The organism is Nonomuraea sp. NEAU-A123 (assembly GCF_018603905.1).
Classification (GTDB): Bacteria; Actinomycetota; Actinomycetes; order Streptosporangiales; family Streptosporangiaceae; genus Nonomuraea.
In genome coordinates this window covers 687,794-711,200 of the sequence record NZ_JAHFZZ010000004.1, presented here as the reverse complement: position 1 = coordinate 711,200, position 23,407 = coordinate 687,794, and the positions used below count along the sequence as shown (strand labels likewise).

23 protein-coding genes are annotated in these 23,407 nt (G+C 71.4%); 11 read left to right on the top strand and 12 right to left on the bottom strand.

What is annotated here, in order from left to right; translation table 11 throughout:
* Positions 1 to 35: 35 nt before the first annotated feature.
* From KLK06_RS15505 to KLK06_RS15480, 6 genes are read left to right on the top strand one after another with little or no spacing between them, the layout of a single operon-like run.
* Positions 36 to 1,337, top strand: coding sequence for an ABC transporter substrate-binding protein (locus tag KLK06_RS15505; RefSeq protein WP_214636112.1), 1,302 nt, complete (start codon positions 36 to 38; stop codon positions 1,335 to 1,337).
* Positions 1,334 to 2,062, top strand: coding sequence for an ABC transporter ATP-binding protein (locus tag KLK06_RS15500; protein ID WP_214636111.1), 729 nt, complete (start codon positions 1,334 to 1,336; stop codon positions 2,060 to 2,062). Before KLK06_RS15505 ends, KLK06_RS15500 begins: the two co-directional genes overlap by 4 nt.
* Positions 2,059 to 2,772, top strand: a complete 714-nt coding sequence (locus KLK06_RS15495; protein ID WP_214636110.1) for an ABC transporter ATP-binding protein — start codon at positions 2,059 to 2,061, stop codon at positions 2,770 to 2,772. The genes KLK06_RS15500 and KLK06_RS15495 overlap by 4 nt, the downstream gene beginning before the upstream one ends.
* A complete protein-coding gene (locus tag KLK06_RS15490) occupies positions 2,769 to 3,644 on the top strand; it encodes a branched-chain amino acid ABC transporter permease (protein ID WP_214636109.1) in 876 nt (291 codons plus the stop codon). Before KLK06_RS15495 ends, KLK06_RS15490 begins: the two co-directional genes overlap by 4 nt.
* Positions 3,641 to 4,636 (top strand): branched-chain amino acid ABC transporter permease, encoded by a 996-nt coding sequence (locus tag KLK06_RS15485; protein WP_214636108.1) that lies wholly within the window; start codon positions 3,641 to 3,643, stop codon positions 4,634 to 4,636. The genes KLK06_RS15490 and KLK06_RS15485 overlap by 4 nt, the downstream gene beginning before the upstream one ends.
* Positions 4,633 to 6,090 carry an aldehyde dehydrogenase family protein gene (locus tag KLK06_RS15480; protein WP_214636107.1) on the top strand — a complete coding sequence of 486 codons (1,458 nt, stop codon included), beginning with the start codon at positions 4,633 to 4,635 and terminating at the stop codon, positions 6,088 to 6,090. Before KLK06_RS15485 ends, KLK06_RS15480 begins: the two co-directional genes overlap by 4 nt.
* 3 nt (positions 6,091 to 6,093) lie before the next feature.
* On the opposite strand, the gene KLK06_RS15475 is transcribed toward KLK06_RS15480, so the two are convergent.
* Positions 6,094 to 7,239 carry an epoxide hydrolase family protein gene (locus KLK06_RS15475; RefSeq protein WP_214636106.1) on the bottom strand — a complete coding sequence of 382 codons (1,146 nt, stop codon included), beginning with the start codon at positions 7,237 to 7,239 and terminating at the stop codon, positions 6,094 to 6,096.
* Between the two features lie 62 nt (positions 7,240 to 7,301).
* Between KLK06_RS15475 and KLK06_RS15470 the strand changes: the two genes are divergently transcribed.
* The 3 genes from KLK06_RS15470 (at position 7,302) to KLK06_RS15460 (ending at position 12,063) form a co-directional block, all read left to right on the top strand.
* Positions 7,302 to 8,264, top strand: coding sequence for a YafY family protein (locus KLK06_RS15470; protein ID WP_214636105.1), 963 nt, complete (start codon positions 7,302 to 7,304; stop codon positions 8,262 to 8,264).
* Positions 8,265 to 8,506: 242 nt separating this feature from the next.
* The gene (locus KLK06_RS15465) at positions 8,507 to 10,228 is read left to right on the top strand and encodes an ABC transporter ATP-binding protein (RefSeq protein WP_214636104.1); all 1,722 of its coding nucleotides are present in this window, start codon (positions 8,507 to 8,509) and stop codon (positions 10,226 to 10,228) included.
* On the top strand, positions 10,225 to 12,063 hold the full coding sequence (locus tag KLK06_RS15460; RefSeq protein ID WP_214636103.1) for an ABC transporter ATP-binding protein: 1,839 nt from the start codon (positions 10,225 to 10,227) through the stop codon (positions 12,061 to 12,063). Before KLK06_RS15465 ends, KLK06_RS15460 begins: the two co-directional genes overlap by 4 nt.
* Positions 12,064 to 12,113: 50 nt before the next feature.
* Here the strand turns inward: KLK06_RS15460 and KLK06_RS15455 are convergent, their stop codons facing one another.
* From KLK06_RS15455 to KLK06_RS15435, 5 genes are all read right to left on the bottom strand, one after another.
* A complete protein-coding gene (locus KLK06_RS15455) occupies positions 12,114 to 12,491 on the bottom strand; it encodes a hypothetical protein (RefSeq protein WP_214636102.1) in 378 nt (125 codons plus the stop codon).
* A gap of 160 nt (positions 12,492 to 12,651) precedes the next feature.
* Positions 12,652 to 12,960 (bottom strand): hypothetical protein, encoded by a 309-nt coding sequence (locus KLK06_RS15450; protein WP_214636101.1) that lies wholly within the window; start codon positions 12,958 to 12,960, stop codon positions 12,652 to 12,654.
* A 52-nt stretch (positions 12,961 to 13,012) separates the two neighbouring features.
* Positions 13,013 to 13,342 carry a DUF202 domain-containing protein gene (locus KLK06_RS15445; RefSeq protein ID WP_214636100.1) on the bottom strand — a complete coding sequence of 110 codons (330 nt, stop codon included), beginning with the start codon at positions 13,340 to 13,342 and terminating at the stop codon, positions 13,013 to 13,015.
* Positions 13,343 to 13,349: 7 nt separating this feature from the next.
* Positions 13,350 to 13,676, bottom strand: coding sequence for a YidH family protein (locus KLK06_RS15440; RefSeq protein WP_214636099.1), 327 nt, complete (start codon positions 13,674 to 13,676; stop codon positions 13,350 to 13,352).
* A gap of 44 nt (positions 13,677 to 13,720) precedes the next feature.
* Complete coding sequence (locus tag KLK06_RS15435; protein WP_250905387.1) at positions 13,721 to 14,110, bottom strand: hypothetical protein; 390 nt, start codon at positions 14,108 to 14,110, stop codon at positions 13,721 to 13,723.
* A 99-nt stretch (positions 14,111 to 14,209) separates the two neighbouring features.
* Here KLK06_RS15435 and KLK06_RS15430 point away from each other — a divergent pair, with 99 nt between their 5' ends.
* Entirely contained in the window at positions 14,210 to 14,467 is a 258-nt protein-coding gene (locus KLK06_RS15430; protein WP_214636098.1) for a ubiquitin carboxyl-terminal hydrolase 14, read from the top strand.
* Here KLK06_RS15430 and KLK06_RS15425 read toward each other — a convergent pair.
* Positions 14,464 to 16,035: a Na+/H+ antiporter gene (locus KLK06_RS15425; RefSeq protein WP_308168268.1), complete on the bottom strand. Its 1,572-nt coding sequence runs from the start codon at positions 16,033 to 16,035 to the stop codon at positions 14,464 to 14,466. The two genes, KLK06_RS15430 and KLK06_RS15425, sit on opposite strands and share 4 nt — an antisense overlap.
* Before the next feature lie 63 nt (positions 16,036 to 16,098).
* Positions 16,099 to 17,265 carry a hypothetical protein gene (locus tag KLK06_RS15420; protein ID WP_214636097.1) on the bottom strand — a complete coding sequence of 389 codons (1,167 nt, stop codon included), beginning with the start codon at positions 17,263 to 17,265 and terminating at the stop codon, positions 16,099 to 16,101.
* A 250-nt stretch (positions 17,266 to 17,515) separates the two neighbouring features.
* Here KLK06_RS15420 and KLK06_RS15415 point away from each other — a divergent pair, with 250 nt between their 5' ends.
* The gene (locus KLK06_RS15415) at positions 17,516 to 19,486 is read left to right on the top strand and encodes an ATP-dependent DNA helicase (protein ID WP_374197114.1); all 1,971 of its coding nucleotides are present in this window, start codon (positions 17,516 to 17,518) and stop codon (positions 19,484 to 19,486) included.
* 301 nt (positions 19,487 to 19,787) lie between these two features.
* On the opposite strand, the gene KLK06_RS15410 is transcribed toward KLK06_RS15415, so the two are convergent.
* The 4 genes from KLK06_RS15410 to aroC all read right to left on the bottom strand — a co-directional run bounded on the left by KLK06_RS15410 (position 19,788) and on the right by aroC (position 23,401).
* Positions 19,788 to 20,546, bottom strand: coding sequence for an SGNH/GDSL hydrolase family protein (locus KLK06_RS15410; protein WP_214636096.1), 759 nt, complete (start codon positions 20,544 to 20,546; stop codon positions 19,788 to 19,790).
* Between the two features lie 103 nt (positions 20,547 to 20,649).
* On the bottom strand, positions 20,650 to 21,726 hold the full coding sequence (gene aroB / locus KLK06_RS15405; protein ID WP_214636095.1) for a 3-dehydroquinate synthase: 1,077 nt from the start codon (positions 21,724 to 21,726) through the stop codon (positions 20,650 to 20,652).
* A complete protein-coding gene (locus tag KLK06_RS15400) occupies positions 21,723 to 22,223 on the bottom strand; it encodes a shikimate kinase (RefSeq protein ID WP_214636094.1) in 501 nt (166 codons plus the stop codon). The genes aroB and KLK06_RS15400 overlap by 4 nt, the downstream gene beginning before the upstream one ends.
* Entirely contained in the window at positions 22,220 to 23,401 is a 1,182-nt protein-coding gene (gene aroC / locus KLK06_RS15395; RefSeq protein WP_214636093.1) for a chorismate synthase, read from the bottom strand. The genes KLK06_RS15400 and aroC overlap by 4 nt, the downstream gene beginning before the upstream one ends.
* Positions 23,402 to 23,407 lie beyond the last annotated feature (6 nt).

Sequence of the window (23,407 nt, the reverse complement as noted above, 5' to 3'; positions counted from 1 at the left end):
TTCCGATCACTCTCCACCTCGTCCTGGAGGCGCGCGTGAACCGATCCCCTTCCTCCGGCTTAACCAGGCGGCAGGTGCTCGCCGCCACCGCCCTGTCCGTTCCCCTGCTGTCGGCGTGTCAGAACCCGGCGAGCGGCGGCGGAGGCGGCTCGGCCGCCCTCAAGATCGGGTTCGTCAGTCCGCGGACGGGGCCCGCGGCCGGGTTCGGCGAGCCCGACGCGTACGTGCTGGGGCTGGCGCGCAAGGCGTTCGCCGGCGGGCTGACCACCGCCGGAAAGAAGTACACCGTCGAGATCATCGACAGGGACGGCCAGTCGAACCCGCAACGCGCCTCCCAGGTGGCCAACGACCTGATCAACGGCTCGGGCGTCGACCTGATGCTGACGACCTCGACACCGGAGACGGTGAACCCGGTCTCGGACGCCTGCGAGGCCGCCGGGGTGCCGTGCGTGTCGACCGTCGTGCCGTGGGAGGCCTGGTACTTCGGCCGGGGCGCCAAACCTGACCAGAAGGACGCCTTCAAGTTCACCTTCCACTTCTGCTTCGGCGTGGAACAGTTCGCCAACGCCTACACGCACCTGTGGCCGCAGATCGCGACGAACAAGAAGGTCGGGGTCATGTGGCCCAACGACTCCGACGGCAACGCCATCCGCCAGGCGCTCGGCCCGCTGCTGACCAAGGCCGGCTACACGATCGTCGATCCCGGGGCCTACACCGACGGCACCAACGACTATTCGGCGCAGATCGCGAAGTTCAAGGCCGAGGACTGCGAGATCTTCAACACCTTCCCGATCCCGCCGGACTTCGCCACGTTCTGGCAGCAGGCCGCGCAGCAGGGGTACACGCCGAAGATCGCGCAGGTGGCGAAGACCGGGCTGTTCCCCTCGCAGATCGAGGCGCTCGGCCCCATCGGCGTCAACATCGCGGGCGGCGCCTACTGGGCGCCCGCCTACCCCTACACCTCGTCGCTGACGAAGCTCACCTCTCAGGGGCTCGCCGACGGCTACCGGCAGGCCACGGGCAAGCAGTGGAACCAGCAGCTCGGGCCGAGCCTGGCGCTGCTCGACGTCGCCGCGGCGGCGCTGTCGAAGGCGGCCGACCCCAAGGACAAGGCCGCCGTGGCCGCCGCGATCCGCTCGCTGGACGTGCTGACGCCGGTCGGCCGCCTCCAGTGGGGCAAGGGGCCCAACGCCAACGTGGTCGCCACGCCGATCCTGGGCGGTCAGTGGGTGGCGGCGCCGGCGGGCGACCGGGACAAGGTGACCTTCGTGCTGTGCGAGAACTCCTCCGACCCCCAGGTCCCCGTCGCGGCCAAGCTGCGGCCGTATCGCGCATGACCGCGCCGGTGCTCGCCGGGCGCGGCCTGACCAAGGACTACGGGGCGCTGCGGGTGCTCGACGGCGTGGACTTCGAGGTCGGCCCGGCGGCGGCGGTCGGCATCGTCGGCCCCAACGGCGCGGGCAAGACGACGCTGCTCGGCGTCCTGGCCGGGTCCGTCACGCCGTCCGCGGGCCGCGTGTTCATCGACGGGGACGAGGTGACGGGCCTGCGTACCGAGCTGCGCTGCCGCCGGGGCGTGGGCCGGGCCTTCCAGGTGCCCCGCCCCTTCGGCGGGATGACCGTCTTGGAGAACGTCCTGGTCGGCGCGTCCTACGGAGCCGGGCTGTCACGGTCACGGCTGTACGCGCGCTGCGTCGAGGTGCTGGAGCTGTGCGGGCTCCTCGACGTGGCGAACCGGCGGGCGGAGAGCCTCGGCCTGATGCACCGCAAGCGGCTCGAACTCGCCCGGTCCCTGGCGACGGGCCCCCGCGTGCTGCTCCTCGACGAGATCGGCGGCGGGCTCACGGACGCCGAGGCCGAAGACCTGGTCATCACCGTCAAGCAGCTGGTCGCCTTGGGGATCGGCGTCGTCTGGATCGAGCACATCGTGCACATCCTGCTGAAGGTGGTCGACCGGCTGGTGTGCATGGACGCCGGGCGGGTCATCGCCGACGGCGTGCCCGCCGAGGTGCTGCGGAAGGCGGTCGTCATCGACGCCTACCTCGGAAGGGGCGCGACATGAGCCTGCTGCGCGTGGCGGGACTCGTCGCCCGGCACGGGCTGCTGACCGCCGTACGCGGCGTGTCGCTCGCCGTGGACGAGGGCGAATGCGTCGCCCTCATCGGCGCGAACGGCGCCGGCAAGTCCACACTGCTGCGCACGATCGCGGGCGCGCATCCGGCCGCGGACGGCACCGTCGTGTTCGACGGCGCCGACATCACCGCGCTGCCCGCCCACCGGCGGGTCGGGCGGGGCATCGCCCTGGTCCCGGAGGGCCGCAGGCTGTTCGCCGGGCTGACGGTCGAGGAGAACCTGCTGGTCGCGGGCCGGCGGGGGCGGCCGGGCGAATGGCGCCTCGACACCGTGCTCGACGCGTTCGACATGCTGAAACCGCTCCTGCACCGGCGCGCCGCCGACCTGTCCGGCGGCGAGCAGCAGGCCACCTCCATCGGCCGGGCCCTGATGACCAACCCGCGCCTGCTGCTCATCGACGAGGTGTCGCTCGGGCTGTCGCCGATCGCGGTCGACACGGTGTACGCGTCGCTGTCGCGGGTGCTCGCGAGCGGCGCGACGGTGGTCCTCGTCGAGCAGGACCTGCGGCGCGCCCTGTCGGTGAGCGACCGCGTCATCTGCCTCCTCGAAGGCGCGATCGCGCTGGAGTCGGCCAGCGGGGCGGTCACCCGCGACCAGGTGACCGAGGCGTACTTCGGCATCGGCGCGGAGCCGCGATGACCTGGGTCAACGCCGTGGTGCAGGGCGTCTTCCTGGGCGGCCTGTACGCGCTGTTCGCCTGCGGGCTGTCACTGATGTTCGGCGTCATGCGGATCATCAACCTGGCGCACGGCGACCTGGCGATCCTGGGCACCTTCCTGGTGTGGGCGCTGGTGGACCGGCTGGGCGTCTCGCCGTGGGTCGCGCTGGTGCCCGCGCTGCCCGTCATGCTCGGCGTGGGCTACCTGCTCCAGCGCACCGTGCTCGCGCGCAGCCTGCGGGGCGGGCCGCTGATCCCGCTGCTGACCACGTTCGGCCTGGCCATCGTCATCCAGAACGCGCTGCTGCGCGCCTTCTCCCCGGACGTGCACTCGCTCGGCGCGCCGGCCGGGCGGATCTCCACCGCGAGCCTGCGGGTCACCGGGCAGCTCTCGGTGCCCGTCTTCGGGCTGCTGGTGCTGGCCGCGGCCGTGCTCGTGCTCGGCGGGCTGCACCTCGTGCTGCGCCGCACCGGCTTCGGCCGGGAGATGCGGGCGACCGCGCAGGACCCCGACACGGCCGCGCTCGTCGGCATCCCGGCCTCGTCGGTGTACGCCAGGGCGACCGCCATCGCCGTCGCCACGGCCACGCTGGCCGGGGTGTTCCTGGCGATCCGGTCCACCTTCGACCCCTCGGCCGGTCCCACCCAGCTCATCTTCGCCTTCGAGGCCGTGGTCATCGGCGGGCTCGGGTCTCTGTGGGGGACGCTGATCGGCGGGATCGTCCTGGGCGTCGCGCAGACCGTCGGGGGCACGATCGACCCGCAGTACTCGATCCTCGCCGGGCACCTCGTCTTCCTCGTCATCCTGGCCGGCCCGCGCGGCAGGTCCATCGCCACCCGGAGCGCCCCATGACCACCGGCCGGCGGGTCCGCCGCTCCAGCACCGCCTCCCGGGTCGCCTCCGGCTGCGTGGTGGTCGCCGCGCTCGCGCTGTGCGGCATGCCGTACATGGTGACCGCCAACGTCGTGCAGCAGCTCACCAGCCTGTTCATCTTCCTGATCCTGGCCGTCATGTGGAACGCGCTGGCCGGCTACGGCGGGATGGTGTCGGTCGGGCAGCAGGCGTTCATCGGCGCCGGCGCGTACGGCACGATCTTCCTCACCCAGTGGGGGATCAGCCCCTATCCTGCCGTGGTGCTCGCCTCGGTGGGCTCGGCGGTGCTCGCGGCGCTGCTGTCACCGCTGGTCCTGCGGCTGCGCGGCGGCCAGTTCGCGGTCGGCACCTGGGTCGTGGCCGAGGTGCTGGCGCTGCTGGTCACCTTCGACCACGACCTCGGCGGTGGCACCGGGGTGTCGCTGCGCGGGCTGAACGTCTACGGCCCCGACCTGCGCCGCGCCTACACGTACTGGATCACGCTGGCGTTCGCGCTGCTGCTGCTCGCCCTCGTCTTCGCCCTGCTGCGGCACCGGACGGGCGCCGCGTTGCAGGCCATCCGCGACGACGAGGACGCGGCCGCGTCGGTGGGGGTGCGGGTACGGCCGCTGAAGGCGCTGCTGTTCGTGCTGGCCGGGTTCGGCTGCGGCGCGGCCGGGGCGCTGACGCTGGCGAACACGCTGTTCATCCAGCCCCAGTCGATCTTCGGCGTCCAGTGGACCGCGTACATGATCTTCATGGTGCTCGTCGGCGGGCTCGGCACGTTCGAGGGGCCGATCGTCGGCGCGGTCCTGTTCTTTACCGTGCAGTACGCCTTCGCCGACGCGGGCGCCGTCTACCTGATCGGGCTGGGCCTGGTCGCCGTCGCGTTCGCGCTGTTCCTGCCGCGCGGACTGTGGGGCCTGTTCGCCGGCCGGGCGCAGATCCAGTTGCTGCCGGTCGGTTACCGTCTGGAAGACTCGGCCTCGTGATCGTGGCGGTGCGGCACTACATCGACGGGCGCTGGTCCGACTCAGGCACCGGGCGGCGGTACGACAAGCACAATCCGTGGACGGGCGCCGTCCTGGCCGAGGTCGCCGCGGGCGACGCCGAGGACGCCCGGCACGGCGTCGAGGCGGCGCACGCCGCGTTCGCCTCCTGGTCGGCGACGTCGCCGACGGACCGGCAGCTCATCCTGCTCCGCGCCGCCGACGTCGTCGAGCGGCGGACCAAGGAGATCGCCGGACTCCTGACGGCCGAGATCGGCTGCACCCGGCAGGTCGCCATGACGCACATCGGCTTCTGCGTCTCGCTGCTGCGTCAGGCGTCCGGGCTGGCCCACGGCCCGGTCGGGCAGATCATGCCGTCCGACGTGCCCGGCACCCGCGCGTACGCCATCCGGGGTCCGGTCGGCGTCGTGGCCGCCATCGCGCCGTGGAACGCGTCGCTGGTCCTGGCCGCGCGGGCCATCGTGGGGCCGATGGCGCTGGGCAACACCGTGGTGCTGAAGCCCTCCGAGGAGTCGCCGCTGACCGGGGGCGCGCTCTGGGCGGAGGTGTTCGCCGAGGCCGGGCTGCCACCCGGGGTGCTCAACGTGGTCACCCACGCGCCGGGCGACGCCGGCGCGATCGCCGAGGAGCTGATCGGTCACCCGCGCGTACGCCGCGTCAACTTCACCGGCTCGACCGTCACCGGCCGGCGGCTGGCCGAGGCGGCCGGGCGGCACCTCAAGCGCATCGTGCTCCAGCTCAGCGGCCACAACCCGCTGATCGTGCTGGCCGACGCCGACCTCGGCTACGCCGTCAACGCCGCCGCCTACGGCGCCTTCGTCCACCAGGGGCAGGTGTGCATGTGCGCCCGCCGCATCTACGTCGAGCGGGCGATCGCCGGCGAGTTCACCGAACGGTTCGCCGCCAAGGCGGCCACGCTGCCGATGGGCGACCCGGCCGACCCGCGCACGGTCATCGGCCCGCTGATCAACAAGTGGGCGCTCTCGCTCGTCACCCGCCGCGTCGAGGAGGCCGTCGCGATGGGCGCCGGCGTGCTCGCGGGCGGCACCCCCGAGCCGCCGTGCTACCCGGCCACCGTCCTCACCGGCGTGCCGGCCGAAGCCGAGCTCGCCTTCGACGAGACCTTCGGTCCCGTCGTCATCCTCGACGTCGTCGAGGACGCGGACGAGGCGGTACGGCGGGCGAACGAGTCGCGCTTCGGCCTGACCGCGGCCGTACTGACCGGGCGGCCGAGCCGGGGACTGGAGATCGCCCGGCGGCTGGAGGCCGGGATCGTGCACATCAACGACCAGCCGGTCAACGACGAGCCGCAGATGCCGTTCGGCGGGGTCAAGGACAGCGGCTGGGGGCGCTTCGGCGTGGGCTTCGCCGCTGAGGACTTCACCGAGCTGCAGTGGGTGACCTCACGCGACACCCCGCGCCCCTTCGCCTTCTGACGTTCAGACCAGGGCGCGGAAGAACTCCCGCACGTCGGCGGTGAACAGGTCGGGGGCTTCCAGAGCGGCGAAGTGACCGCCCCGGTCGAACTCCGACCAGTGCACCACGTTGTGCACCTGCTCGGCCAGCGGGCGGATGGAGACGTCGGTGGTGAACACCGCCACCCCGGTCGGCACCGTGCCGCGCTCCTTCGGCTGCCACATGGCGGGGTCGTTGAACCGCTCGAAGTAGGTGTGGGCGGCGCTGCCGGCCGTACCCGTGAACCAGTAGACGCTCACGTCGGTGAGGATGCGGTCGCGGTCGACGGCGTCCTCGGGCAGCTTGGCGGCCGGGTCGGTCCAGTCATGGAACTTCTCCACGATCCAGGCGAGCTGACCGGCGGGGGAGTCGAGCAGAGACTGGGCGATGGTCTGCGGGCGGGTGCCCTGGATCTGCATGTACGCGCCCATCTGGTCCTGCCACTTCTGCATCTCGCTCAGCCGCGCCCGTTCCCGCTCGGTCAGCGCGGCCATGACGGCGGGGTCTCCGGTGGGGAAGGTGACCAGGGCGTTGACGTGCACGCCGATGACCCGCTCCGGGGCCAGGCGGCCCATCAACGGGGCGATGAACGCGCCGACGTCGCCGCCCTGCACCCCGTACCGCTCGTACCCGAGCCTGGACATGAGCTCGACCAGCGCGGCGGCGGTGCGCCCGTCGGTCCAGCCGGTCTCGCGCAGCGGGCCGGAGAACCCGTAGCCGGGCAGCGACGGGATCACCAGGTGGAAGGACGTGCCGCCGGGGGCCGCGGGCTCGGTGAGCGGGCCGATCACGTCCAGGAACTCCACGACCGAGCCGGGCCAGCCGTGGATCAGCATCAGCGGGACGGCGCCGGGGTCGGCGGACCGCACGTGCAGGAAGTGCACACCGGCGCCGTCGATCGTGGTGAAGAACTGCGGATGGGCGTTCAGCGCCGCCTCATGCGCCCGCCAGTCGTAGCCCTCGGCCCAGTGCCCGGCCAGCTCGCGCAGGTATGCGGACGGCACGCCCCGCTCCCAGCCGGTCTCCGGCAGGTCGGCGGCCCACCTGGTGCGGGCCAGCCGCTCGTGCAGGTCGTCGAGGTCGGCTGGCGGGATATGGACGGTGTACGGGGTGATGTCGCTCGTGGTCATGCTCTGACGCTAGAAGCCATTGGTGACAGCTTCCGGCACCAATGGCGGACAGAATGAGGAACATGTTGGAGACCTCGGCCCGGCTGCTCCGCCTCCTGTCCCTGCTGCAGTCGCGAGGCGACTGGAGGGGCGCCGACCTGGCCGAACGGCTGGGCGTCGGCCTGCGTACCGTCCGCCGCGACATCGACCGGCTGCGCGACCTGGGATACCCGGTGGACGCCACGCCCGGGGTCGCGGGCGGCTACCGGCTCGGCGCCGGTGCCGCGCTGCCGCCGCTGCTGCTCGACGACGACGAGGCGGTGGCGGTCGCCATCGGGCTGCGCACGGCCGCGACCGGCAGCGTGGCGGGGCTGGCGGAGAGCTCGCTGCGGGCGCTGGCCAAGCTCCAGCAGGTGCTGCCGTCGCGGCTGCGCCACCGGCTGACCGCGTTCCAGGCGGCGACCGTGCCCCTGACCGGGCCCCATGCCCAGGGTGTGGATCCCGACCTGCTGACCGCGATCGCCGCGGCCTGCCGCGACCATCGGCGGTTGCGGCTGCGCTATCCGGGGCGTGACGGCGTCACTGTGCGGACCGTCGAGCCGCACTCGCTGGTGCACACGACGTGGCGCTGGTACCTGCTGGCCTGGGACGTGGACCGGGCCGGCTGGCGGACGTTCCGCGTCGACCGGGTCGAGGGGGACGCCGGGCCGCCGGGCGCCCGGTTCACGCCCCGGACCCCGCCCAGCGAGGACGCCGCGGCGTACGTCTCGCGGGCGATCACCTCGGCGCCGTACCGGTATCAGGCGCGCATCCTGTTCCACGCGCCGGTCGAGGCCGTCGCGCCGCGCACCTCCCCCGGGGCCGGGCGGCTGGAGGCGCGGGACGCGCGTTCCTGCGTGCTGCACACGGGGTCGAACTCACTGGAGGAGCTGGCGATCTATACGGCGGCCAAGGGATTCGCGTTCGAGGTGCTGGATCCGCCCGAACTCGTGCCGGTGCTGGGCGCCATGGCCGACCGCCTCCGCGCCGCCTGCTCAGCAACCTAAGCCGTATCCGGATATATGCCGGCATTTGGGCCGGGGCGGCACCGCTCGCCCTCTGACCGGGCTCTTTTCCATGGGCCAAGTGGTTGGAAAATTATTCCGCTTTGGGGGCACGGAGCAGGCGGTGCCTGCCAGAAAATCGGTTGATCCAACGTATTAGCCTGGATGGGATGCCTCCCGATACGCGTTCTCCTCGCCGTCCCCTGCCCATCTCCCAACCACTCACCTCCAACGCACTGTGGCGGATGAAGCCCTATCTCCGCCCCTACGTCCTCAGGTTGGTCTTCATCTGGCTGGCCGCGATCATCGGCATCGGGGCGAGCATCGCCCTGCCTCTCGTGGGCAAGGAGGTCGTCGACGGGCCCGTGCTCCGCGGCGACTCCGGTGCCCTGCTCCCCCTCGGGCTCATCGCCCTGGGCGTGGGCGTACTCGAAGCGTTCCTGATCTTCTTCAGGCGCTGGACGCAGACCGGCCCGGTCCTCGGGCTGGAGACCCAGATCCGCGACGACCTCTACGCGCACCTGCAGCGCCTGCCGATGGGCTTCCACGGTGACTGGCAGTCGGGCCAGCTGCTGTCGCGGGCCACCACCGACCTGTCCACGATCCGCCGCTTCCTCGGCTTCGGCATGCTCTTCCTGGTCATGAACATCCTGCAGCTGACCACCGTGACGGTGCTGCTGCTGAACATGTACTGGCCGCTCGGGCTCCTGGTGGCCGCGTCGGCGGTGCCGATCGTGTGGGTGTCGCTGAGGTTCGAGAAGAAGTACATCCGGATCTCCCGCCAGGTGCAGGACCAGCAGGGAGACCTCGCCACGGTGGTCGAGGAGTCGGCGATCGGCATCCGGACGATCAAGGCGTTCGGCCGCCGGCACCACGTGTTCGACCAGTTCGACGACACGGCGCGCAAGGTCTACGGCACCTCGATGGACAAGGTGCGGCTGTCCGCCCGCTTCTTCACCTTCCTCGAAGTGATCCCCAACTTCACGCTCGCCCTGGTCCTGCTGCTCGGCGCGCTGGCGGTGGGCGGCGGCTCGCTCACGCTGGGCACGCTGGTCGCCTTCACCACCCTGATGCTGCAGCTCGTCTGGCCGGTGGCCAGCCTCGGTTACATCCTGGCGATGGCCCAGGAGGCGATGACCTCCGCCGACCGGGTCATGGAGGTCATGGACACGGTCCCGGCCATCGAGGGCGGCACCGGGTCGATCGAGCGGCCGCGCGGCCACCTGCGCTTCGAGGGCGTGGAGTTCCGCTTCCCCGGCGCCGACCAGCCGGTGCTCCGTGACGTGTGGCTCGAGGTACGCCCGGGCGAGACGGTCGCCATCGTCGGCGCGACCGGCTCGGGCAAGACGACGATGACCTCGCTCGTACCCCGGCTGATCGACCCCACCGCGGGCCGGGTCACGATCGACGGACACGACGTGCGCGAGCTGTCGCTGCCCGCGCTGCGCGAGGTGGTGGCCACGGCGTTCGAGGAGCCGACGCTGTTCTCGATGAGCGTGCGCGAGAACCTCACGCTCGGCCGCCACGACGCCACCGAGGAGGAGCTCGACGACGCCATCCGCACCGCCCAGGCGATGTTCGTGTACGACCTGCCCTGGGGCCTCGACACCCGGATCGGCGAGCAGGGCATGTCCCTGTCCGGCGGCCAGCGGCAGCGCCTGGCGCTGGCGCGGGCCGTGCTGAGCAAGCCGCGCATCCTGGTCCTCGACGACACGCTGTCCGCGCTCGACGTCGAGACGGAGGCGCTGGTGGAGGAGGCGCTGCGCCACGTGCTGCGCGAGGCGACCGGCATCGTGGTCGCCCACCGCGCCTCCACGGTCCTGCTGGCCGACAAGGTGGCGCTGCTCAGGGACGGCACGATCACGCACGTCGGACGGCACCACGACCTGCTCGACGAGGTGCCCGAATACCGCGAGCTGCTCGCCCAGGACGCCGACTTCGACCCCTCGGAAGGAGCCCTCCGATGACGACCACCACCACGACATCGAGCGCGGCCGACTGGCGGGGCGTCGCCTCCGAGAATCAGGACGACCTGTCCGAGACGGTGACGGTGTTGCTGCGGGAGCGCTCCCGCAGGCTGCTCGGCGACCTGCTCACGCCGCACCGCAAGGCGATCGCCCTGCTCACCGGCATCATCATCGTGTCCAACCTGGCCGGCCTGGCGATCCCCTACCTGGTGAAGGTGGGCATCGACGCGGGCATCCCGCCGATGCTCAAGGGCACCGGCCCCGGCACGCTGCTGACCGTCGTCGGGGTGATCCTGGCGGCGGCGGTGACGCAGGCCCTCACCCGGCAGGCGTTCCTGCAACTGTCGGGCCGCATCGGCCAGAACATCCTGCTGGAGCTGCGCAGGCGGGTGTTCGACCACTTCCAGCGGCTGTCGCTGAGCTTCCACGAGAAGTACACCTCCGGCCGCGTCATCTCGCGGCTCACCTCCGACATCGACGCCATCGCCGAGCTGCTGCAGTCGGGCTTCGACGGCCTGGTCACCGCCGTGCTCACCATGTTCGGCACGGCCGCGCTGCTGCTGGTGCTCGACGTCCACCTGGGCCTGGTGGCGCTGATCCCGCTGCCGCTGCTGCTGCTGTTCACCCGGTGGTTCCGTCGCCAGTCGGCGATCGTCTACCGGCGGACCAGGGAGACGGTGGCGCTGGTCATCGTCCACTTCGTGGAGTCGATGACCGGCATCCGCGCCGTGCAGGCCTTCCGCCGGGAGCCGCGTAACCAGGAGATCTTCAAGCAGCTCAACGACGACTACCGCGGCGCCAACGCCAGCAGCATGCACCTCATCGCGGTGTTCATGCCGGGCATCAAGCTGATCGGCAACGTGACCGTGGCGGGCGTGCTGGTCTACGGCGGCTGGCTGGCGCTGCACGGCGAGGTCACGGTCGGCGTGCTGGCGGCCTTCCTGCTCTACCTGCGCCAGTTCTACGAGCCGATGCAGGAGATCAGCCAGTTCTACAACACGCTCCAGTCGGCGGGCGCCGCGCTGGAGAAGCTGTCGGGCGTGCTGGAGGAGGAGCCGGCCGTGCCGGAGCCGCGCGAGCCGGAGGCGCTGCCCAAGGCCCGCGGCAAGGTCAAGTTCGAGGGCGTCAGGTTCGCCTATGTGGAGGAGCGGCCGATCCTGCCGGGGCTGGATCTGACGATCCCGGCCGGGCAGAGCGTCGCGCTGGTCGGCTCGACCGGCGCGGGCAAGACGACGCTGGCCAAGCTGATCTCCCGCTTCTACGACCCGACTGCGGGCCGCGTCCTGCTCGACGGCGTCGATCTACGCGATCTCGACGAGCCCACGCTGCGCAAGGCCGTGGTCATGGTGACGCAGGAGAACTTCCTGTTCAGCGGTACGGTCGCCGACAACGTCAGGTTCGGCCGCCCCGGCGCCTCCGAGCGCGAGGTGCGCGAGGCGGCCAAGGCGATCGGCGCGCACGAGTTCATCTCCGCGCTGCCCGACGGCTACGACACCGAGGTGGGCAAGCGGGGCGGGCGCATGTCGGCCGGTCAGCGCCAGTTGGTGGCCTTCGCCAGGGCGTTCCTGGCCGATCCCGCGGTGCTCATCCTCGACGAGGCGACCTCCAGCCTCGACGTGCCGAGCGAGCGGCTGGTGCAGCGGGCGCTGCGCACGATCCTCGCCGACCGGACGGCGCTGATCATCGCGCACCGGCTGTCGACCGTGGAGATCGCCGACCGGGTGCTGGTCATGGAGCGGGGCGAGATCGTCGAGGACGGCTCGCCGGACCGGCTCATCGCCGCCTCCGGCCGCTTCGCCAACCTGCACCAGGCCTGGCTGGACAGCCTCAGCTAGCCGGCGACCTCGGGCGCCCGGCGGGTCATCCGGGCGCCCGAGGTCAGCCGTCAGTGCGGGTGCACCGCGCGCGTCATGTTCTCGTACAGCTCGTAGCCGACGAACAGCGCCACAGGCAGCCCGACCGCCAGCAGCAGCCGTCCGGGGAGGGCCGCCCGCACGATGGGCGCCCGCACCATCACGTCGGGCACGGCGGGCAGCTCCGGCTCCGGCGCCGGCGCCGGAACGGGCACCAGCTCGGGGTGACGTGACAGGTATCCCGTCGGGAACGACGTGACGTGGTAGGCCCCGCAGCCCGGACAGCACATGTCCGAACCCGGCGGCTGCACGGTCACGCCGGCCCGCAGCCAGATCTTGACCTCATTGCCGTAGTCGTCGGTCAGATGCCTGACGACGTAATCTTCCTCCCAGACATGCAAACAGCGCATGCACTCGAAAGGCCATTTCTCCTGGGTATTGAACCCTTCGCGCACCAGGACCACCCCCGGTCAGGTACCGCCATCCGATTTCGAGTGTCCGCCCCACCCGTGACCCGGACAAGACGGCACTATGACACTCAGGGCTATGAAATGCTCACCTACTGTCAGGTTAGAGAGGGTAAACCCGTCTCTGAACCGGACTGAGCAGTGGCGTCGCGTCGGGCGGCGCGGGCTCGGCCGGAGGCCTCAGCTCCGGATGCCGGCTGAGATAGCCTGCCGGGAACATCGTGGCGTGCTGGCAGCCGCACTTGGGGCAGATGGCCCCCGACGAAGGCGGTGGGACCGGCACACCGGAGCGCAACCAGATCTCGCGCTCGTTGCCGTGGCGATCGTCGAAGTGCCTGACGTGGTATTCCTCTTCCCACACGTACCAGCATCCTTGGCACTCGAACGGCAGACTCCTGATCTCTTCTTCCATGAGTCACCCCCTCCTTCGAGTGTCGTCCTATTTGTCGGAATATCGCAACCGCTTACGCGAGAGCCAGCACGAAAGCGAGCGCTCCGGCCGCCACGCTGATCGTGCCGAGCCAGGCGAACAACGCGTCGAGCCCGGCGTCCACGGACCGGCCGCCGTGCAGCGCCTCCTGGACGCGACGGAACCGGATCCCGGTCCTGAGCAGCAGCACGGCACCACAGAACGCGGCCGGCACGAACGCGGCGATGGCGGCGGGGGGCAGCCCGTGCCGCGCCGACAGGCCCATCGCGCCCAGGCCGCCGGACGACAGGGCCACGGCGGTGCGTACCCAGGCCAGGCGGGTCCGCTCGCTCTGCAGCCCGGGGTCCCAGATCTCGTCGGACATGGCCGGATCAGGCCCCCATGACGATGACCACCAGGGCGATCACCGCGACCGCCGCCACGCCGTACCCGAAGACCGCGGCCAGGGCGGGCGGCGGCAGCGGCGTTCTGTCGCGCAGCGCGCGCTGGATGTTGCGCCAGCGCGGGTAGGCCATGCCCGCCGCCAGCGCGGAGAGGGTGACCAGGACGACGGCCAGGGCGGTGCGCACCCACGGGATGAACAGACCGTCCGGGAGCGCGGCCATGGCGACCCCACCCGCGCTGAGTGCCAGCGCGGTGCTCAACCACGTGAGGAAGGTGCGCTCGTTCGCAAGGGTGAAACGCGGGTCAGGCTCCATACGAACGACGCTAGTTTGCACATAATCCCCCTAGAGAAGCCGGGTTAGCCGCCGCAGGCCTTGGCGACCGTCTCCAGGTAGGTGGCGGTCTCGGAGCCGACCTTCTGGACCGCGTCGACGGCGCCGTTGACGTCCTTGACGTCGATGCCGCTCAGCGTCTTGGCCAGGTCGTCCGAAGCCTCCTTGAGGGTGGTGTTGGCGGCCTTGTCGGCCACCTCGTTGAGCTTGGCGGCGCTGTCGTCGAGGGCCTTCTCCATGGCCTTGGGGTCGTCCTTGAGCTGGGCGACCTTGGTGGCCAGCTCGGTGACGATCTTCGGGGCCTCCAGGCAGGACTGAGCCTTGTCGATGGTGTTGTTGACCTCACCGCATCCGGCGGCGAGAACGAACATGGCGAAGGCTGCGAGGGGCACGAACCGGCTTTTGAGGCGACGCATACTGGGGACCCTACCCAACGGATTCGCGCCTCCGGCTTGTCATCTGGCGGCAAGGGGTCCGGGCGCGGGGAAGCTCGGCAGGCGTTCTAGGATTTCCCCATGACAACGTGTGAGCATCTTCTCAAGGCAGCCGATCCGCCTCCGCGCACGCCCGACGGCTGTGAGGAGTGCCTGGCCGCCGGTGGCCGGTGGGTGCACCTGCGCCGCTGCCTCGAATGCGGTCATATCGGGTGTTGCGACTCCTCGCCCAACAAACACGCCACCAAGCACTTCCACGCCACCTCCCACCCGGTGATGCAGTCGTTCGAGCCCGGCGAAGCCTGGAAGTGGTGCTTCATCGACAACACGATGGCTTAACGCTCCAGCATGGCCTCCTCGAAGTCGAGCTCGGCCATCACCTCGCGGAGCACCTCGTCGTCGAGCCGGCGTTCGTCGCGCAGCCGGACGAACGTCTCGCGCTGGGCCTGCAGCATCTCGCGGCGCAGCCGGCGATAGAGGGAGCTGGGCGTCTCGGCACCTCCCTGGGCGGTGCCGCCGCCCAGGCGCTCCCACGCCGTCAGCGAGCGCTGCCACGACTTCTCCTTGAGCTGGTCGATGACCTGCTTCTGGATCTCGTCGGGCTCGCCTTCGGCCTCGACCAGGCGGTCGAGCACCTCCACGCCCGCGGCGAGCGCGGCCTGCTGCGCCGACGCCTCGGCCAGTCTGTCCTCGTAGCGCTCCTGCTCGCTCGACACGCGCAGCCGCCTGATCAGCATGGGGAACGTCGTGCCCTGGACGAGCAGCGTGCCGATCACCGTGGTGAACGTGAGGAAGAGCAGGATGTCCCTGTTGGGCATGTCGACCGGGATGGCGAAGGCGGCGGCGAGCGAGACGACCCCGCGCATGCCCGCCCAGCTGATGATCACGACATGCGAGGGCTTGGGCCCCGGCTCGTTCCTCCTGAACAGGCTCGTCAGGTAGGTGACGGGGAACATCCAGACGAACCTCGCCAGCACGGTCACCAGGAACACCACGCCCGCGTACAGCGCGACCTCCCACGCGCTGTAGCCGCCGATCCCCTTGATCACGGTGACCAGTTGCAGGCCGATCAGCGCGAAGACGATCGCCTCCAGGAAGAAGTCGGTCACCCTCCACACCGCGTCGGACACCAGCCGGGTGCCGAACCCCCGCTGGTGCATCTGATTGCCGAGATAGAGCCCGACGATCACCACCGCGATGACGCCCGACGCGTGCACCGACTCGGCCGCCAGGTAGGCGGCGAACGGGATCAGCAGCATCAGCGTGTTCTCGACCAGCGAGTCACGGGTGTGCCGGAACACCCAGGCGAACAGGAACGCGAGCGCCAGCCCGATCGCCACCCCGACCACCGCCGAGTACAGGAACTCGCCGACGCCTTCGAGCAGGTCCACCGTGCCGCCCACGGCCGCGCCGATCGCCACGCGGTAGAGGGTCAGCGCGGTCGCGTCGTTGAACAGGCTCTCGCCGATGAGGATCGTCAGCGCCCGGCGCGGCAGGCCGAGCCGCCTGCCGACCGCGACGGCGGCCACGGCGTCGGGCGGCGCGATGATGGCGCCCAGCGCGAACGCCGCCGCCAGCGACAGCTCCGGCAGCAGCAGGTGGACGACCAGCCCGATGACGGCCGTGGTGAACAGCACCAGCCCGACCGACAGCAGCCCCACGGCCCGCTTGACGTCACGCAGGCGCAGGTAGGAGCTGTCGAGCGCGGCCGAGTAGAGCAACGGCGGCAGGAACACGTACAGCACGAGATCGGGGTCGAGCGGCACGCCGGGGACCAGCGGCGAGACCAGCAGCCCGGCGGCCACCAGCAGCAGCGGCGCCGGCCAGCCCTTGCGGCGGGCGACGGCGGAGACCGCGACCGCTCCTGCCGCCATCAGCAGCAGCTGCAGGCCCATGGTGGTGTTCACGGCGCTCCTCCACGTCGGCACGGGCACGCGATCGCAGCGTACCGCTCCTGGAGACGCGCCGGCTCACCACTCCCTGCGGCGGTCCCTGTCGTCGTCGAACTCCTGGTCGGGACGGAGTCGCTCACCGGTGGAGAACATCGGGTCGCCCACGTAGGGGCGGGACATGTCCGTCTGGTAGGGCTGGGCCTGCTGCTGGCCGGCGCCCATCGAGAACAGCGGGTCGACCGGGTTGGGCGGCGTCTGGTAGGCCGGGAAGCCGTCCGTGGACGGGTAGGGCACCTGCTGGTACGTGTCGCGGTAGGTGATGGGCTCCTGGCGCCTGCCCGCGCCGGGGATGCCGTGCATCGGGGTGCCGAGCCCGGCGGCGCTCGGGTCCGGCAGCGCCGGTGCGGGCGGCTGCTGCGGCTGGTATCCGCGGTTGCCGTAGAGGTCGTGAGCCGGCTGCTGGGTGAAGGGGTCGGGCTGCTGCCGGTTCGGCGCCGCGGTCTGGGAGGGGAAGCCGAGCGGGTCGGTGGACGTGGGCGCCTGGCGGCGGCGGTCACCCGGCATCTGGTAGACGGGCTCGCCGGGGTCCTGCACCGGCGCGGGCTGTGCGTACTGCTGGGGGCCGGTGAACGGGTCTCCGGTGTACTGGGGGCCGCTGTAGGGCTCCGGGGCGCCGGGGACGGCGTACTGCGGGCCGGTGAAGGGCTCGGGCGGCTCGGGCTCGGTGTACTGGGGGCCGGTGAACGGCTCGCGGGGATTGGGCTGGCCGTACTGCGGGGCGCCGCCGAAGGACGACCGCTCGCCATACTGCTGGCCATGGGGGTCGCGCGACCCGGTCGTCTCGCCGTAGGAGGCCACCAGCTTGTCCGGAGGCGGCGGGGTGCCCCTGGCCACCAGGACGTCGTTGGGAGACAGAGCGGCCGTGGGCCGGTCTTCATGCGGCGGCGGCGGGGAGCTCTGGCGCGGCCGTTGGTACTGGCCGGTGCCGGGGATCACCTCGGTGCCCGGGTCGTGCGCGGGCACGGCGGGCTGCTCACCCGTGGCCTCGGCGAACCCGTCGTCGAGGGTGTCGAGCAACCGGCCGACATCGTCCATCGGCATGCGGAAGCTGGCGGTGCACATCTCACCTCGCCACAGGCTGAGCACCAAGGTGCCCTCATGCCACGTGACCCGGAGGCACCGCTCCTGACCTCGGGCATCGAAGAACACTTCGCCGAACGACGGCAACGGGACAACTTCCGACATGGCAGACATACTGCTTTAACCAGCCTTTATCCGTCCACTCAACCCCGGTAAACCCTACTGAACCGGCTTTCCCCAGCTAACCTGGCTCCCCACTGGCCCCATCCATGGTAGATCTTTGTGGCCAGTTGGAGTTCCGATCGTTCAGTGTGCCACGCGAGCCGCCGCGGGCGGCCGGGAACGCCGGGATGCGTCCGCACGATCACACCGCGTTCGGCGCGGCGACCCCCGATTGCCGGTACCGTTTACTGCCGTGCCGGACTCCCATCTGCCCCCAGCCGAAGAACTGCTCAGCATCGCGGTCAACGCTCTCGGTGGGAGCGAACGACGGGGCCAGATCACGATGGTGCAGGCCGTGCAACGCGCCATCGAGGAAGAGGAGCATCTGGCGGTCCAGGCGGGCACGGGCACCGGCAAGTCGCTCGCCTATCTGGTGCCGTCGATCAGGCACTCCATGGAGGCCGACAAGCCGGTGGTCATCTCCACGGCCACGATCGCGCTCCAGCGGCAGCTCGTGGACCGCGACCTGCCGAGGCTGGCCGAGGCGCTCGGCAAGGAGCTGCCGCACGAACCGACGTACGCGATCCTCAAAGGCCGCCGCAACTACCTGTGCCGCTACAAGGCGACGGCGGGCTGGCCCGAGGACGACGAGCAGGACCAGCTCTTCGATCCGCGCGAGGTCGGCGCGACGGGCCGGATGGTCCAGCGCATCCAGGAATGGGCCGAGGAGACCGAGACGGGCGACCGCGACGAGCTGGTGCCCGGGGTCAACGAGCAGGCGTGGCGGCAGTTCTCGGTGAGCGCCCAGGAATGCCTGGGGGCCACCCGCTGCCCGAGCGGCGCCGAATGCTTCGCCGAGATGGCCAGGAGCCGGGCCGGCGAGGTCGACGTGGTCGTCACCAACCACGCGCTGCTGGCGATCGACGCGATGGGCGACATCCCGGTCCTCCCCGAGCACGACATGGTGGTCGTCGACGAGGCCCACGAGCTGGTCGACCGGGTGACCTCGGTGGTGACCGCCGAGCTGTCGGAGAGCTCGGCCGCGCTCGCCGTCCGCCGGGTCGGCCGGCTCATCGAGCAGCCGATCGCCGACCAGCTCCTGGAGGCGTCCGAGGACCTCAAGGCGCTGCTGGCCGCCGCTCCCCCCGGCCGCGTCGACGAGCTGCCCGAGGTGCTCGGGCTCACGCTGGCGCTGCTGCGCGACACCTCGGCGCGGTGCATCTCGGCGCTCGGCCCACGCGGCGGCGACAAGGACGACCCGGACAAGGCAGGCCAGCGCAAGGCCGCCTTCACCGCGCTCGACGAGGTGCACGACACGGCGGTACGCATGCTGGAGGCCTACGGCCACGCCTCGGAGGAGGACCGCGCCGAGGTGGTCTGGCTCGAAGGCGCCACCGACCGCCGCCCGCCCTCGCTGCGCGTGGCCCCGCTCAACGTCGGCGGCATGCTCCGCGACCGGCTCTTCGGCGACCGCACGGTGGTCCTCACCTCCGCCACGCTGGCGCTCGGCGGCACCTTCGACGGCCTGGCCCGCCAGTGGGGGCTGGGCGACAAGGGCTGGCAGGGCATCGACGTCGGCTCGCCGTTCGACCACCCACGGGCGGGCATCCTGTACGTCGCCAAGCACCTGCCGCAGCCCGGCCGTGACGGGCTGCCCCAGGCCTACCTCGACGAGATCGCCGAGCTGATCGAGGCGGCGGGCGGGCGCACGCTCGGCCTGTTCTCCTCGATGCGGGCCGCCAAGGCCGCCACCGAGGCGCTGCGCGACCGGCTCGACGTGCCACTGCTCTGTCAGGGCGACGACTCCACGATGCTGCTGGTCAAACAGTTCGCCGAGGACGAGGCGACCTGCCTGTTCGGCACTTTGTCGCTGTGGCAGGGCGTCGACGTCCCCGGCCCGTCGCTGCGCCTGGTCATCATCGACCGCGTCCCGTTCCCGCGCCCCGACGACCCGCTCACCTCGGCCCGGCAGCGGCACGTGGCGGCCAAGGGTGGCAACGGCTTCATGACGGTCGCCGCCACCCACGCCGCCCTGCTGCTCGCCCAGGGCGCCGGCCGGCTGCTGCGCGCCCAGCACGACAAGGGCGTCATCGCCGTCCTCGACCCGCGCCTGGCCACCGCCCGCTACAGCAGCTTCCTCCTGGGCTCCCTGCCACCGTTCTGGCGCACCACGGACCCAGCGATCCCGAGGGCGGCGCTCAAGCGCCTGTCAACGGAATCCTGACCCACCTCTCGGCCCGTGACCCGACTTCGGGGCGTGGCGGCCTCACGGTGTGGCCAGGCTTCGGGGTGTGGCCCGACTTCGCGGGCGGCTCCCAATCGCCTGCGACCCGCCCTCACGGCGTGGCCCCTGGGGGTGGCCCGCCCACTTGGCGTGGCGGCCTCACGGTGTGGCCCGTCCTCGCAGTAGGGCCAGGTGTCGGGGCGGGTCCGCTTTCGTGGGTGCCGGTTTTGGGGCGGGGCGGGTCGCTTTTGCGAGTGTCGGTTTTGGGGCGGGGCGGCTGGTCGGCTCGGGGATGTGTCGGTCAGAGGGTCCACGGGGTGAGGTCGGGGCGTTTCGGGTCGAGGCCGTCGCCGGAGGAGGCGCCGCGTAGGCGTCGGGAGACCCACGGCACCAGGTGCTCGCGGATCCACTGAGCGTCCTCGCGGCGCCTGGCGCGGGGGTCGATGGTGCGCTCGGGCCACGCCTTCTGCCAGTCGTCGAACGGCACGCCCAGCACGTCCAGGACCCGGGCGGCCACCAGCCGGTGCCCGTCCTGGTTCATGTGCAGCCGGTCCTCGCTCCACGCCCGCCAGTCCCGCAGCCCCTGCATGGACCACTGGTCGACGAGCCGGCACCCGTACAGGTCGGCGATGGAGCGGATGTGCAGGTAGAAGATGGCGAACCGGCCGCGCAGCCGCCGCATCACCGGCGTGTCACGCGGGTCGACGCCGGTGAACAGCAGCACGTCGGCGCCACTGGCCCGCAGCTCGCGCACGGCGCGGGCGAGCCGCTTGGCCATCACGTCGGGGTCGCTGCCCGGCCGGAGCAGGTCGTTGCCGCCCGCGCACAGGCTGACCAGGTCGGGCGCCATCTCGACGGCGACCGGCACCTGCTCGGTGACGATCTGGTCGAGCAGCCTGCCGCGTACGGCCAGGTTCGCGTAGCGGAAGGACGGGTTGTCGGCCGCCAGCCGCTCGGCCACCCGGTCGGCCCAGCCACGGTAGTGGCCGTTCGTGCCGGGGTCGTTCAGTCCTTCGGTAAAGCTGTCACCAAGAGCGACGAAAGAGTCGTATTGCCTCATGACCTGCTCTTCATCTCCGCCGTGCCGTGGTGCGTAAGGACATCTGACTGTAGTGCGAACCCCGCCGCCACGCCCGCCGCCACCCCGACACAAGCGAAAGGCGTCATCGGGAGACCGCCCGGTAGGCCGCCTCCAGGAGCTCCTCGGACGGGCCTTCCAGCCGTCCCGGCTTGGCCAGTCCGTCGAGTACGACGAAGCGCTGCTTGGCGCCCCGGTTCTTCTTGTCGAGGCGCATGTGGTCGCGCAGTTGCGGCCAGGCGTCGGCCCGGTAGGCGGTGGGCAGCCCGACCGAGGTGAGGATGGTCCTGGTGCGCTCGACCAGGTCGAGCCCGATGCGCCCGTCGAGCCTCGACAGCTCGGCGGCGAACACCATGCCGATGGCGACGGCCTCGCCGTGGCGCATGCTGTAGTCCTCGGCCCGCTCGATCGCGTGGGCGAGCGTGTGGCCGTAGTTGAGGATCTCGCGCAGCCCGGCCTCGCGCAGGTCGGCGCCGACGACGTCGGCCTTGACCTGGATCTTCCGTTCGATCAGCTCGCGGGTGTGCGGCCCCTCCGGCGTCGCGGCGGCGTCGGGGTCGTCCTCGACCAGCATGAGGATGGTCGGATCGGCGATGAAGCCGCCCTTGATGATCTCGGCGAGCCCGGCCACGTAGTCGGCGCGCGGCAGGCTCGACAGCGTGCCCAGCTCGCACAGCACGCCCGCCGGGGGCAGGAAGGTGCCGACGAGGTTCTTGCCTTCGGGGGTGTCGATGCCGTTCTTGCCGCCGACCGCCGCGTCGACCATGGCCAGCAGCGTCGTCGGCACCAGCACCACCTGGACGCCGCGCAGCCAGGTCGCGGCGATGAACCCGGCCAGGTCGGTGGTGGCTCCCCCGCCGACGCCCACGACGGCGTCGGAGCGGGTCACACCGTAGCGGCCGAGGGCGGACCAGAGCTCGGCGGCCACCTCGACCGACTTGGCCCGCTCGCCGTCGGGCACGGGCAGCTCCACCACGTCGTATCCGGCGCCGGACAGCGCCTCGCAGACCGGGCGGGACAGCTCGGGCAGGCCCGCCGGGTGGATGACCGCGACCGTGCGTACGCCCGGCTTGAACAGCCCGGCCAGCTCCGGCAGCACGCCGGTGCCGATCACCACTTCGTACGGGCTGTCGCCGCGTACGGCGATCCTGGTCGCGGTCATGACGGGAGGCCCTTCAGGATCTCTTCGGCCAGCTCGGCGGGCTCGCGCTTGTCGGTCACGACCGTCAGGACGGCGAGCCGCTCATAGATCGGGCGGCGCTCCTCCATGAGCTTCTTCAACTGGCTGCGCGGGCTGAGCACGAGCAGCGGCCGGGCGGAGGCGAGGCCCACCCGCTGGACCGCGTCGGCCAGGCCCACCTGGAGGTAGACGACCGGGTGGCCGGCCAGCAGCGCCTGCGCCTCCTCGTTGAGCACCGCGCCGCCGCCGAGGGACAGCACGCCGTCGTGCTCGGCCAGCGCCTGGCGTACGGCCTGCAGTTCGAGCTCGCGGAAGCGGGCCTCGCCCTCTTCGATGAAGATGTCGCCCACGGGCTTGCCCGCGACCGCCTCGACGTCGGCGTCGGTGTCGCGGAAGGAGACGCCGAGCAGGCCGGCGAGCAGGCGGCCGAGGGTGGTCTTGCCGGACCCCGGAGGGCCGATGAGGACGGCCTTCGTCATTTGATCACCATCGATGAGAGGTAGCCGGACAGGTTGCGGGCGACCTCCTCCACGGAGTCGCCCCCGAACTTCTCGAGCGCCGCGTCGGCCAGCACCAGCGCGACCATGGCCTCGGCGACGATGCCCGCGGCCGGGACCGCGCAGACGTCGGAACGCTCATGGTGCGCCTTGGCCGCCTCGCCGGTCTTGACGTCGATCGTGGCCAGCGCCCGCGGGACGGTGGAGATGGGCTTCATCGCGGCGCTGACCCGCAGGATCTCGCCGTTGGTCATGCCGCCCTCGACGCCGCCGGCGCGGTTGGTGATGCGCTTGACGCCGTCGGCGGCGGTGTATTCGATCTCGTCGTGGGCGCGCGAGCCGGGCCTGCGGGCGGTCTCGAAGCCGTCGCCGACCGCCACGCCCTTGATGGCCTGGATGCCCATGAGCGCCCCGGCCAGCCGGGAGTCGAGGCGGCGGTCCCAGTGGGTGTAGCTGCCGAGCCCCGGCGGCAGGCCGTAGGCCAGCACCTCGACGACGCCGCCGAGCGTGTCGCCGTCCTTGTGCGCCTGGTCGATGACGGCGACCATGGCGGCGCTGCCCTCGGGGTCGGCGCACCTGACCGGGTCGGCGTCGATGCGCTCCAGGTCGTTGGGGCCGGGCAGATCCTCGGTGGGCGTCTGGGCGCCGCCGATGGAGGTCACGTGGCTGACGATGTCGACGCCGAGCGCCTGCTTGAGGAAGCGCCTGGCGACCTCGCCGAGCGCGACGCGGGCCGCGGTCTCGCGGGCGCTGGCCCGGTCGAGGACCTGGCGGGCGTCGTCGAAGCCGTACTTCTGCATCCCGGCCAGGTCGGCGTGGCCCGGACGGGGGCGGGACCTGGGCGCGTTTCTGGCCAGCCCGTCGAGCTCGGCCGGGTCGACCGGGTCGGCCGACATGACCTTCTCCCACTTGGGCCACTCGGTATTGCCGATGCGGACGGCGATCGGGCTGCCCATCGTGCGGCCGTGCCGGACGCCGCCGGAGATCGTCACCTGGTCCTGCTCGAACTTCATCCGGGCGCCGCGGCCATAGCCGAGCCGGCGGCGGCGCAGGGCCTCGTCGATGGCGGCCGTGGTCACCTCGACCCCGGCCGGCAGGCCTTCCAGAACGGCAACGAGCTCGGGGCCGTGGGACTCTCCGGCAGTCAACCAGCGCAACATGCGTAC